The sequence below is a fragment of the Pedobacter roseus genome, from assembly GCF_014395225.1.
GTDB lineage: Bacteria > Bacteroidota > Bacteroidia > Sphingobacteriales > Sphingobacteriaceae > Pedobacter > Pedobacter roseus.
Genome location: NZ_CP060723.1, coordinates 3,453,308 through 3,465,233, shown reverse-complemented (window position 1 = coordinate 3,465,233; position 11,926 = coordinate 3,453,308). Strand labels below are relative to the sequence as shown.

Annotated in this window: 11 protein-coding genes; 6 read left to right on the top strand and 5 right to left on the bottom strand. The window is 37.3% G+C overall.

Annotation, left to right across the window (positions count from 1 at the left end; all coding sequences use genetic code 11):
- The first annotated feature begins 635 nt into the window (after nt 1–635).
- From H9L23_RS14385 to H9L23_RS14365, 5 genes are all read left to right on the top strand, one after another.
- Nucleotides 636–839, top strand: coding sequence for a hypothetical protein (locus tag H9L23_RS14385; RefSeq protein ID WP_113947076.1), 204 nt, complete (start codon nt 636–638; stop codon nt 837–839).
- Between the two features lie 140 nt (nt 840–979).
- Nucleotides 980–1,183: a hypothetical protein gene (locus tag H9L23_RS14380; protein WP_025143865.1), complete on the top strand. Its 204-nt coding sequence runs from the start codon at nt 980–982 to the stop codon at nt 1,181–1,183.
- Between the two features lie 74 nt (nt 1,184–1,257).
- Complete coding sequence (locus H9L23_RS14375; RefSeq protein WP_187591067.1) at nt 1,258–2,157, top strand: MBL fold metallo-hydrolase; 900 nt, start codon at nt 1,258–1,260, stop codon at nt 2,155–2,157.
- Nucleotides 2,158–2,413: 256 nt separating this feature from the next.
- Nucleotides 2,414–3,736, top strand: coding sequence for a cytochrome ubiquinol oxidase subunit I (locus H9L23_RS14370; RefSeq protein ID WP_187591066.1), 1,323 nt, complete (start codon nt 2,414–2,416; stop codon nt 3,734–3,736).
- A 96-nt stretch (nt 3,737–3,832) separates the two neighbouring features.
- On the top strand, nt 3,833–4,837 hold the full coding sequence (locus H9L23_RS14365) for a cytochrome d ubiquinol oxidase subunit II (RefSeq protein WP_187591065.1): 1,005 nt from the start codon (nt 3,833–3,835) through the stop codon (nt 4,835–4,837).
- A 214-nt stretch (nt 4,838–5,051) separates the two neighbouring features.
- Here the strand turns inward: H9L23_RS14365 and H9L23_RS14360 are convergent, their stop codons facing one another.
- The 5 genes from H9L23_RS14360 to accD form a co-directional block, all read right to left on the bottom strand.
- Nucleotides 5,052–5,522, bottom strand: coding sequence for a hypothetical protein (locus H9L23_RS14360; RefSeq protein ID WP_187591064.1), 471 nt, complete (start codon nt 5,520–5,522; stop codon nt 5,052–5,054).
- The gene (locus H9L23_RS14355) at nt 5,519–6,898 is read right to left on the bottom strand and encodes an AAA family ATPase (protein WP_187591063.1); all 1,380 of its coding nucleotides are present in this window, start codon (nt 6,896–6,898) and stop codon (nt 5,519–5,521) included. The genes H9L23_RS14360 and H9L23_RS14355 overlap by 4 nt, the downstream gene beginning before the upstream one ends.
- A gap of 154 nt (nt 6,899–7,052) precedes the next feature.
- Nucleotides 7,053–8,600: a M20/M25/M40 family metallo-hydrolase gene (locus H9L23_RS14350; RefSeq protein WP_187591062.1), complete on the bottom strand. Its 1,548-nt coding sequence runs from the start codon at nt 8,598–8,600 to the stop codon at nt 7,053–7,055.
- A 235-nt stretch (nt 8,601–8,835) separates the two neighbouring features.
- Entirely contained in the window at nt 8,836–9,300 is a 465-nt protein-coding gene (locus tag H9L23_RS14345) for a YciI family protein (RefSeq protein WP_187591061.1), read from the bottom strand.
- A 299-nt stretch (nt 9,301–9,599) separates the two neighbouring features.
- Nucleotides 9,600–10,445 (bottom strand): acetyl-CoA carboxylase, carboxyltransferase subunit beta, encoded by an 846-nt coding sequence (gene accD / locus H9L23_RS14340; RefSeq protein ID WP_187591060.1) that lies wholly within the window; start codon nt 10,443–10,445, stop codon nt 9,600–9,602.
- A gap of 300 nt (nt 10,446–10,745) precedes the next feature.
- Between accD and fbaA the strand changes: the two genes are divergently transcribed.
- Nucleotides 10,746–11,825 carry a class II fructose-bisphosphate aldolase gene (gene fbaA, locus H9L23_RS14335; protein WP_187591059.1) on the top strand — a complete coding sequence of 360 codons (1,080 nt, stop codon included), beginning with the start codon at nt 10,746–10,748 and terminating at the stop codon, nt 11,823–11,825.
- Nucleotides 11,826–11,926: the final 101 nt, after the last annotated feature.

Here is an 11,926-nt window from a genome sequence, read left to right as displayed (position 1 = left end):
ATCATTAACCAAATAGGAGAGTCCCGGTATAAATCGGGACTTTTTTTGTGGGCAAAATAATTAATCATGTTTTTCTGGAAAGCAGGCATAGTATTTCATTTTAATGTTCGTCCTGCTTTTCGCTTATACGCCTGCAGGCCTTAATCGCTTGGCCGGTATCCGCTTCAATCAGGTTTACATACAATAAGCCGGTGCTGCTATTTAAGGTTGTATGATGCAAGAGAATAATTCCTTCTTGTAGCCAAATCCTTTGCCCTTTGCAACCCCAAATAGTATTGCAGATAGTGCCACCTAAACCCGATCGCAGTGTTCCCGACTTTACGTCGGGAAGGAACGAAGAGCGGGACTGTATATGCCTAAAAGCCACCGTACCTGATTTCCAAAGTAATTAAATGCTTTTATGGTATTTTGGAATGATTTAAGCTATTAAAGAAGAAAACCCTTGCAAAATCCGGAAATAAAACTTATATTTAATCAAACATAAGGCAATCCACGCCATTTTACCTGTTGTTCCTGAACGAAACCTTATCAAACACCCCATCGTATAAGGTTAAGCAAATTTTAAAATAGCTTTTTATTATTATTAAAATTGTTAACCCTGAAAGCCCGATAGGTTTTCAATAATCTATATCGTCATGGAAACTAACCACAACACTCAGAATCTGGAAAACGCAAAACTGGAAGAAAAATTAAACGAAGAAAGAAAACACATCTACAAGTTTATCTTCAATCCGTTTTCTTTCGAATCTTCGAACCATTTTAATAAAATCCATAAAAGGAGGTTTCATTCTTTTGGCTGCATCCATGAGTTAGGGAAATTGCCTGGAGCGATGTTGTAATAGATATTTACAGTTGTCACAACTTCTTGGTTGTTGGCTCACCATAACATTTTTCTTTTGCTAAATCCCATTCCCATAAGGATTAAAGAAAACAATCTTATTTTTAGCTTGTTCCTATAGTACATCAATTTACAATTACTATGGAAACGAATAAAGAAAAAGGTAAAGTTGTTGAGAACGATTTACTGGATAAGACCGCAGAAGATATTAAAGAAGATAGAACTTTAGATGAAAATAAATCGTCGAAAGTAACTACTAATCTGTTTAACAAAGATAAAGACCGGAAGAATAATTCCTTTGGTCCGGGGCATGAGCCAGGTACCACACCAGGTTCTGGTATATAATTTGTTTTTTCAGAATCTAAATCATTAAATTTAAACCACGGCATTCGCTGTGGTTTTTTTAGCTTAATCCCAAAATGGAAAGAAGAAACTTTATCAAAAATTCGGCATTGGCCATGGCCCTGCTTTCGATTTATAAAACAGATGTTTTTGCGCAGCAAGACATGTTCCGTGCTTATAATTTTAAACCGCTTCGCAATGATGTGGGTATATTTACCGAGCAGGGCGGAACCATTGGCTGGTTAAATTCAAGCAATGGTTTTGTGGTGGTAGATGCGCAATTCCCTACTACGGCTCCGCATGTAATCGACGAATTGAAAAAACTGGGCGAAAAACCTTTCAAATATTTGATCAACACACATCACCATGGCGATCATACCGCCGGAAATATTTCTTTTAAAGGATTAGCAGAAAAAGTGGTTGCACACCAAAATTCGCTGGTAAACCAGAAAAGAGGTGCAGAGAAAGCGAATAATTTAGATAAACAACTTTTGCCTGATACCACATTTGGTACAAAATGGACTGCAAAAGTAGGTAACGAAAATATCAAAGCTTATTATTACGGGTCTGGCCACACCAATGGCGATGCCGTTTATCATTTCGAAAATGCCAATATCGTGCATGTTGGCGATCTGGTTTTCAACCGTAAATTTCCATATATTGATAGAGAAAATGGAGCACACATTGGCAACTGGATCACTGCTTTAGATAAGATACAGAACCAGTTTGATAATGATACCTTATTTATTTGGGGACATAGCCTTGATCCTGAAAAAGTAACCGGAAATAAAACCGACGTTAAAGCATATCAAAATTACCTTCAAAACCTGTTAACCTTTGTAGGCGGCGAAATTAAAGCAGGAAAAAGCAAAGAAGATATTTTAAAAACGACTACGATCCCAAATGCACCCGAATGGAAAGGTGAAGGAATTGAAAGAAGTTTAACCGCTGCTTATGATGAACTGAAAGGGGTTTAGGCAACTAGCTTAATAGAAATTATTAACCACAGATAAAAAGGATACACACAGATAAAGGTATAATACCAGTAAACCTATGTTTATCTGTGTGCATCTGTGGTTAAACAAAAATAATTACTTCCGCAGCAACGAACATCCAAATCTTTTTTCAATTTATAAACGTTCTATATTTCAAATAATCCTTTCAACGTCATTGAATTACCATAGGCTTTAGTCTTTAACAACTATATTTGTTACAATTCAAAATCTACAGCCCATGGATGATTTTATTGCAGCCCGTTCCCAGATGGCCTTATCATTAGGCTTTCATATTATTTTTTCCTGTATTGGCATGGTGATGCCTTTCTTTATGGCCGTATCGCATTACAAATGGCTTAAAACAAACGATGAGGTATATAAAAACCTCACTAAAGCCTGGAGTAAAGGGGTAGCAATATTCTTTGCCACAGGTGCGGTATCTGGTACCATGTTATCATTCGAACTGGGCTTGCTCTGGCCAAAATTTATGGATCACGCCGGGCCCATTTTCGGAATGCCCTTTTCTTTGGAAGGAACAGCGTTTTTTATTGAAGCGATAGCTCTTGGCTTTTTCCTGTATGGCTGGAACAAGTTGAATAAATGGTTCCACTGGTTTACGGGTATGGTAGTAGGAGTAAGCGGACTAGCTTCGGGCATACTGGTGGTGGCTGCCAATGCCTGGATGAATAGTCCGGCGGGTTTTGATTTTGTAAACGGACAATATCTCAACATCGATCCCATACAGGCCATGTTTAATAAAGCATGGTTTAGTCAGGCTTTACACATGTGTTTGGCCGCTTTTACTGCTACAGGTTTTGCTGTAGCTGGTGTACATGCGTTAATGATCCTTCGTAACAGAAATGCAGCATTCCATTTAAAAGCCTTTAAGATTGCTGCTATATTTGCATGTATTGGTGCCTTATTGCAACCTTTAAGCGGAGATATTTCTGCGAAAGACGTTGCCAAACGTCAGCCAGCTAAATTGGCTGCAATGGAAGCGCTATACAAAACTGAAAAACCAGCACCGCTTTTGATTGGTGGTATTGTAAACGAAAAAGATAAAACGGTAAAAGGCGCAATCAAGATTCCGGGAGCTTTAAGTTTTCTGGCGCATGGCGATTTTAAAGCAGAAGTTAAGGGCTTGGATCAGATCCCGGAAAATGAACATCCACCAGTCGCTATAACACATTACGCTTTCCAGATTATGGTGGGGATAGGTACACTATTACTTTTGGTAGCGTTAATCTATTTTTTCATCCTTTTTAAAAAGAAACCTTTAACCGAAAAGCGCTGGCTGTTAAAACTGTTCGTCTTTGCCATTCCGCTTGGTTATCTCGCTTTAGAGGCCGGTTGGGTGGTTACTGAGGTTGGCAGGCAGCCATGGATTATTTATGGCATTATGCGCACTAAAGATGCAGTTACGCCCATGCCAGGTATTGCCTACTCATTTTACATCTTTTCTGCAATTTATGTATCGCTAAGCATTATCGTAACGTTTTTGCTTTACAGACAGATTAAAATGGTGCCTGTGCTTTATAATAAACCAGCAACAAATAATTAATTAACCACAGATAAAAAGGATGAACACGGATAAAAATTTAGTGGCTGTGGTAGAACAATTCAAGATTTGTGCAAATCTGTGGCAAAAATATAGACTATGGAATACGTTGTAATTACATTTTTATGCATGGCCATTCTGCTCTACTTTTTATTGGGTGGGGCCGATTTTGGCGCAGGAATTATAGAACTGTTTACTTCAACAAAAAACAGGAGCAGAACCCGAAAAACCATGTATCAGGCCATCGGTCCGGTTTGGGAGGCCAACCACATGTGGCTGATTATTGCTATTGTGATCCTTTTTGTGGGTTTTCCGCATATTTATACCACCATGTCCGTTTACCTGCATATTCCATTGGCCATTATGCTCATCGGTATTATTGCCCGTGGTACGGCTTTTGTATTCCGCCATTATGATGCCGTTAAAGATGATATGCAGTGGCTGTACAACCGCATTTTCAGGTATTCGAGTTTTGTGACCGCTTTATTCTTAGGCATCATTGCCGGAAGCCTGATTTCGGGCCATATCGACATACAAGCGACTGATTTCTATACTGCTTATATATCGGGCTGGTTAAACTGGTTTTCAATCGCTGTGGGCTTCTTTACAGTAGCACTTTGCGGTTTTCTTGCGGCTATTTATCTTATTGGCGAAACCAATGAATACCATGATAAACGCCGTTTCATTAAAAAGGCCGAATTTATGAATATCGCAGCGGTAGTTTTTGGTGCCATGGTATTTATTGCCGCACAGCGTGACAAAATTCCATTGATCGATTGGGTTTTTAAAAGTAATGTAGGTTTATCGGCCATTGTTCTGGCCAGTTTATCTCTTGTTTTGTTATGGTACCTGTTAATTAAAGGCAAAACCAAGGTTTTACGCATTTTAGCGGGCTTCCAGGTAACGATGATCCTTCTGGCGATTAGTTATGCCCACTTTCCAAATTTTATCCGCTTAAAAAGCGGAAATGCAATTTCGCTGTTAGAAACCGCTGGACCAGAGAAGACCATTTACAGTTTGGGTTTAGCCCTTTTATTGGGGAGTGTGCTGATTTTGCCTTTTTTAGGGTATTTGTTTTATAAGTTTCAGAAGAAAGAGGAGTAAGATTGGGAATTCGCGCACAAAGTTGTCATATCTAGCCTAATTCCTCATTAAGGTAGATAATAATCTAAAGGTATTTAAAAAACAATTGTAGTGGTTCTTCGGCTCGAAAGCTATCCCTATAATTTTTTACAATATTAGTTTAACCTTCTCGCAAAAAAAAAGAAAAAAAGCTCTATTAGATTGAGAACTGTCGAATACATAAGTATTATAGAAACTATAAGCTTTCGTTTACATCCTCAGCATCAACTATTAAAACATCAATATCTTTCTTTATTGTTTTTCTTTTGTTTTTCTGATAATCAGTGTAGTCATGAGAAGCAAGGGTTTTCTCTTGAGAATTATAAGCTACTCGCAAGAACATTCTATCTTTTTTATTACGTATCTTTTGTTCGATATAATTCTTTGTGGATTTTGGAACTTTATTTGAAATAAAACTGAATCTTTCGTTAGAAGCTAAAAAAGATAAAAGGCTATGGCCTAACATCCCTGGAGTAAGGTGCTTTAAATATTCCAGAGCTATATAGCTGGAATGGTTCGATTCATCTAAGCTAAATCCTTCATCAACCGTAACTAAAGTTGAGTTTTCTAAAAGTTTATTTATTAAACTAATAGAATGCTCCTGATAATCTGAATCAGAATTGTTAGCATGGACTAAAGTGCATGTATCTAGAACAATATCTATCATTTTTTTCTCCTTTTAGACTGTTCTGTAGCAAGGGCAATTGATTCTTTTAATGTTTCTGCTAAAAAATCTTTTGGCCAGTCAATCGGGTTTATGTGCCCATTTTCTTGGAGTTTAATTTCTCTTATTTTAGACTCATTACCTTCTTTTTCTACAAAGTATATAGCAACATCTTCAGAATTCATTTTATCTTCAGCTATTAATCTTCTTAGTCTCAATAATAGATGCTCACTATGAGTTTCAACTATAACAGTTTGACCTTTTTTTGCCATTGAAACGAATAATTCAGCGAGGACGCACTGGATTTTTGGGTTTAGATGGATCTCCGGCTGTTCTGCTATTGTTATGCTTCTCTTAGGTGATACAAGAGCTTGTACTAGCAATGGCAATACCTGTGATGCGCCAAATCCTGCATTCGCAATACTTGTGTAGAAATCAGATTCATTATTTAAGAATCTTAATGAATAAGTGTTACTGTAGTGATGTTTTAATTCCAATTTATCTCCGAAACCAAACCTCTTAACCCATGAATTAAGTTCTTTGTCGTTATCACCAATCTTTTTTACAAGATTAGGCATATTTTCTCCTTTAGGTCCAACTGTGTTATAGGTTTCATTAGTTATTTCGTAAATCCGATGTGGATTTTCCCGAATTGGACCAATGAAACTTAAATCTCCTAAATACCTTTTAGCTCTAGAATTATTGAATGATATTGCCGAAAGAAATTGAGAGAAGCCTTTTGAAAATCTTTCATTTTTTCTTTTCTTTCTTTTTTTAACATTTTCCTCATGATCTTCTGTTGCTGTCTCTAAATCAGTTAATACAGTATTAGGAGAGAATAAAAAATTTGTGGGCTCACTATTAGTAATGGATTCTTTTTCAAATTCAGTTAGACTCTCACTGCCAATACCTGAATATTTATATTTGTTTTTAGCAGTACTAGTTAAGCTTAAAAACTTTCTTAAATGTATATCATATATGGTTTTTTCTTTAAGTTTTATCTCACTATTTTTGTCATCTACCTTGAAAGAAACTTCAAATGCTCCAGGTGGATATGAACCGATTTCTTCTAATTTTTGATCAGTTTCATGTATATGATATCTATATCCAAAATAAATATCTTTACTTACATCATAATCTTTTACTATTTCTTGAAAGTTTCCGCCATCATAAATATCTCCTTTCAGAATAAGTGGTGAAAATCTATCTCTAGAATTAATTGTTTGATTCATTAATAAAAATGGGGCCAAAAAACTTGTTTTTCCTGAGTTATTTGAGCCTAAGACAATGGTGATAGGCTTAATTTTTACCCATCCGGTATCTTTAAAACCCTTAAAATTTTTCCATCTAACTTCAATATGGTTTAAGTGCTTATCCATGCTGATTATTTTGTTTTTCTTATCATAAAAAGTTTAAACTAAAGACTTAGCTAAGATATACTTTCTATTGGTAATTGAATATACTTAAAATTAAGTATTAAAAAAGAGCATCTGTTTCCAAATGCTCTTTTATAAAATAATCCAAATCGTTTATCTACAACCCACCTTTTCTGTTCGATTTCGTTTGTACCGGCCAGGTTGATGGTTTTCCGGTACGCTCGTTAACTGGTAAATCTTTTGCTTTTTCGGTTGAGGTTTTTTCAGGATCTTCTGATGCCATATAAACCATAATAGCAGCTAAAATCACATTGCTTCTGATTTCGTCGAAAACCAGTTTATCATAACTATCGCGGTTGGTATGCCAGGTGTATGTGCCGTAATCCCAACTTGTAGAGCTTAAAGAATAACCTAATGCCCCGGCAGCTACAAACGACGCGAAATCTGATCCGCCTGCGCCCGGTGTTCCAGGGAAACTGGTTTTAATCTGATTTTTAATGGTATCAGGAACTGCAGCCAGCCAACGGGTGATGTAGTCTTTTGATTTAGCAAAACCCTGTCCGCCAATGTTAACCACACGGCCTGTTCCGTTATCCTGGTTAAACAAAGCCTGAAGATTACCAACAATCTCCGGATGATCTTCTACAAATGCCCGCGAACCATTTAAACCCTGCTCTTCACTTCCCCAATGCCCCACTAAGATGGTACGTTTTGGATTAGGATAAATTTTCTTTAAAATGCGCATGGCTTCCATCATCAAAATGGTTCCCGAACCATTATCGGTAGCACCACTTGCGCCATCCCACGAATCGAAATGTGCCGAGAGCATTACATATTCGTTTGGTTTTTGTGTGCCTTTAATTTCAGCGATGGTATTAAAAGTTGGTACAGCACCTAATTTTTTAGAATCTGCCTCTATTTTTAACTTTGGTTTGTCGCCATTTAAAGCCAAACGGTAAACCAGTCCATAATCTTCAACTGATAAATCCAAAGTCGGCACTTTTGTGGTATTTGCACCAAAAATTTTATCTACACCAAAACCCTGCGACCAGTTATTGATTACTACAGCCACGGCACCTGCATTTTCTAAAGCTACAGGAAGTGTTTTAGCGGTTAAACCCGTTTTGGCCAGACTGGCTGCCCATGTTTTTGCTGCTTCGGCTTTTTCTTTTTTAAACTTTTCGAAAAGATCTTTTGTGGCAAATTCTTCCCAGTTTTTTTCTGGCCGGCCAGAAAGCTGGTTCATGGAAATTAAAACAATTTTACCTTTTACGTTGGGTAACCATTTCTGGAAAGATACCGAATCGGTAATTTCTGGTAAGATAATCGCCTCTGCATTAATGGCTTTGCCATTGGTTGACGGACTCCAGGCCAATTGTGTGCCTTCTAATGTTCTTACCCGCGGACTAATTAAATCGATATGGGTAATGCCTCTTTCCCAACCTGCCCATTCACCCCATTTTTCATTTTTGGCAGAAATGCCCCAGTCGCTGTATTTTTTTACTGCCCAATCGTTAGCCTGTTTCATTTGTGGCGAGCCAACCAAACGCGGTCCAACAACATCAAGCAATTCGTGCGCAAGTTTCTCCAATTGAGAGTTTTCGTTTACTTCTTTAACAATATTGTCGATTACTTTCCTGTCTTGCGCAAAAGCACTGGCCGAAGCGCACAGGAATAGCGCAGAAAATAGTAGTTTTTTATTCATAATTAGTTAGGGTTGATTATTTGATGCGCTAATTTATGAAATGAGGGGTAGGATTGGGGTATGTTAATGGAAATGTTGCAAGAATAGGTGACACCAGCCCATTGTGGTGTCAGTTGTTACCAACTGACAATAGCTGAATCTTAAATGGTTAACAAAGCTAAAAGGTCAGATGGTAACATCTGACCTCACTATCATAACTTTTCCGTGTTTTCTGTGCATTCGTGGCTAAACAAACCTAAAAACTACTCTTCTGTATCTTATCATGAAATGACAGATATTCCGAAAGTGCAGCAGATCCGTACCAGTTGTATAATTCTGGTTCTAATAATTTAGCCTTAATTGCCGGGTCGCTTTCCAATAACTGTTTGGCTTCTTCGATCGATTTTGTATTTAAAATGAAAATACCACGGTAATTTTTATCGTTTTTGCCCATAGGACCAGCAACTACGAGTTTTTGCATCTCCACCATTTTACCCATGTTGGCTATATGGCCGGCAAATAAACTATCGGTTTTGGCTTTTGTTTCGGTGGTATTTGAGCCTGATTTTAAGATCACGAGCACATACATCTTCATTCCATAATTATCAGCGCCCAATTTTTTTGCCAAAACCTCATCATAAGGTGCCTTAGGCTTTTTCTCTTGTGCCTGAACAGAAATAGTGGTGGTAATTAAACAGATTAATACAAATAGCTTTTTCATCTGATTTTTAGTTTGGTTAAGCTAAAAATACGAAAAGTTGTGATATTCCCCTCCTTTGGAGGACTGCCCGCAGGACGGGGTGGTTATAACACTCGCTAGGAACTGCCATCCCAAAGAATTACAGGTCTGCAAAATATAAACCTGATTGCAGTGAAAAGCCCGTAGTGTAACGAGGACTTGAAACGAAAAGCAGGACTGAAATAACCGAAGTTCTCCAAGCCCTGCTTTTCTAAATATTATGAATCCATTTTTTTGCATCCAGCCCAATGAACCAATGCCTAATGAACTATTGAACCAATTTAATTATTCATCATTTTGATAAAAGCACCCAATTTAGCTTTCATTGCTCTTCTATCAACGATAAAATCAAGGAAACCATGTTCAAGGACGAATTCTGAAGTTTGGAAACCTTTCGGTAAATCTTTTTTAATGGTTTCTTTAATTACCCTCGGACCAGCAAAACCGATCAATGCACCTGGTTCTGCAATATTGATATCGCCAAGCATGGCATAAGATGCGGTTACACCACCGGTAGTTGGATCGGTTAATAAAGAAATGTATGGAACTTTAGCCTGAGCTAATAAAGCCAGTTTAGCCGATGTTTTAGCCATTTGCATCAATGAAAATGCGGCTTCCATCATCCTTGCGCCACCTGATTTTGAGATCATCAGGAAAGGAACTTTATGTTTGATGCTGTAATCGATTGAACGTGCAATTTTTTCGCCCACAACCGAGCCCATAGAACCGCCAATGAAAGCGAAATCCATACAGGCAATAACCAGATCCTGACCTTCAATTTTACCAATACCTGCACGGATAGCGTCTTTTAAGCCTGTTTTAGCCTGACTTTCTTTAATTCTATCGGTATAAGGTTTGTTATCGTTAAAGTTTAAGGGATCGCCTGATGTTAAATTAGGGAAAAGCTCTTTAAACTCGTTATTATCAAATAAAACCTCGAAATATTCTTTTGAGCCTACTCTCAAGTGGTAATCGCAGTAGTGGCAAACGTATTTGTTTTCCTGAAGTTCTGCCTGATGTAGCGGTTTCTTACAATTTGGACATTTATTCCACAAACCATCTGGTGCTTCTTTTTTCTCTTCAGTTGTGGTAATGATACCTTTATTCTCTCTTTTGAACCAAGCCATATAATTTTTTAAAGAATTGGATTGCAAAGAAACGAAAAATATAATTAAGATAAAGAATTACAATCATTAATAAGCAATGATCAAATCGCAATTATCAATCTCGCCTGGCGTTTACTATGGTTTGATAATTGATCATAGTGATTTGATTATTTCTCCTAGTGTGTCTTTTTTACACTAAGGATAATGTGTTTTTTACACTAAATAGGCCTTATTTTGCTGTTAGGCAAATAATTCTGTTGTTACAAAAGCTTGTAATGTTATTTTTTTTTATAACTTCGGACTTAATAAAATTAACAAGAAATGAGTTTAAAAGGCTACAAAGGCGTAATTTACGGAGATGCCGTTCAAGAATTGTTTGAGCAGGCTAAAAAACATCAGTTTGCTTTACCAGCAGTAAACGTAACCGGTACCAATACGGTTAACGCGGTATTGGAAACTGCAAAGGCAGTAAATTCGCCTGTTATGATTCAGTTATCAAATGGAGGTGCACAGTTTTATGCTGGTAAATCGTTAGATAATGAGAAATTGCAAGCATGTATCTTAGGAGCTGTATCGGCTGCTAAACATGTACATTTATTGGCAGAGCATTATGGTGTTGCCGTGGTTTTACATACCGACCACGCCGCTAAAAAATTATTGCCTTGGATTGACGGACTTTTAGACCACGGTGAAAAATTCTTCGCTGAAACCGGAAAACCTTTGTTTTCATCGCACATGCTTGATTTATCGGAAGAGCCGATTGAAGAAAACATGGAAATTTCTGCTAAATACTTAGCACGCATGGCTAAAATGAACATGACTATCGAAATCGAACTTGGTGTTACCGGTGGTGAAGAAGATGGTGTTGACAATAGCGATGTAGACAGCTCTAAATTATATACTCAGCCTAGCGAAGTGGCTTACGCTTACGAAGAATTAAGCAAAGTTTCTCCTCGTTTTACTGTTGCTGCTGCTTTTGGTAACGTACACGGTGTTTATAAACCAGGTAACGTAAAATTGCAACCGGTAATTTTGAAAAATTCTCAGGATTTCATCAAAGAAAAATTCAATTTAACTGCTGAAAAACCAATTAATTTCGTTTTCCACGGTGGTTCTGGTTCTTCTCAGGAAGAAATCAGGGAAGCAATTTCTTACGGTGCAATTAAAATGAATATTGATACTGACATGCAATGGGCATTTTGGGAAGGTATTTTAGAATATTATAAAAAGAATGAGGCTTATCTTCAAGGTCAGATCGGTAACCCTGATGGCGATGATAAACCAAACAAAAAATACTACGATCCACGCGTATGGTTACGTAAAGGTGAAGAAACTTTTGTTAAGCGTTTAACTACTGCTTTCGAAGATCTGAACTGTATTAACGTTAATGAAAAGCTTTAATTAGGTTGAAAAGTTGTAAGGTTGGAATGTTGCAACGTTGAACTTTTCAACCTTCCAACATTACAACCTCTTTAACATTACAACGAACAACAAAAGCGCCA

Bases quoted from the DNA above. Each gene is read 5' to 3' on its own strand.
- H9L23_RS14385 (WP_113947076.1), top strand. From the start codon at position 636: ATGGAAACTAACCACAACACTCAGAATCTGGAAAACGCAAAACTGGAA.
- H9L23_RS14380 (WP_025143865.1), top strand. From the start codon at position 980: ATGGAAACGAATAAAGAAAAAGGTAAAGTTGTTGAGAACGATTTACTG.
- H9L23_RS14375 (WP_187591067.1), top strand. From the start codon at position 1,258: ATGGAAAGAAGAAACTTTATCAAAAATTCGGCATTGGCCATGGCCCTG.
- H9L23_RS14370 (WP_187591066.1), top strand. From the start codon at position 2,414: ATGGATGATTTTATTGCAGCCCGTTCCCAGATGGCCTTATCATTAGGC.
- H9L23_RS14365 (WP_187591065.1), top strand. From the start codon at position 3,833: ATGGAATACGTTGTAATTACATTTTTATGCATGGCCATTCTGCTCTAC.
- H9L23_RS14360 (WP_187591064.1), bottom strand. From the start codon at position 5,522: ATGATAGATATTGTTCTAGATACATGCACTTTAGTCCATGCTAACAAT.
- H9L23_RS14355 (WP_187591063.1), bottom strand. From the start codon at position 6,898: ATGGATAAGCACTTAAACCATATTGAAGTTAGATGGAAAAATTTTAAG.
- H9L23_RS14350 (WP_187591062.1), bottom strand. From the start codon at position 8,600: ATGAATAAAAAACTACTATTTTCTGCGCTATTCCTGTGCGCTTCGGCC.
- H9L23_RS14345 (WP_187591061.1), bottom strand. From the start codon at position 9,300: ATGAAAAAGCTATTTGTATTAATCTGTTTAATTACCACCACTATTTCT.
- accD (WP_187591060.1), bottom strand. From the start codon at position 10,445: ATGGCTTGGTTCAAAAGAGAGAATAAAGGTATCATTACCACAACTGAA.
- fbaA (WP_187591059.1), top strand. From the start codon at position 10,746: ATGAGTTTAAAAGGCTACAAAGGCGTAATTTACGGAGATGCCGTTCAA.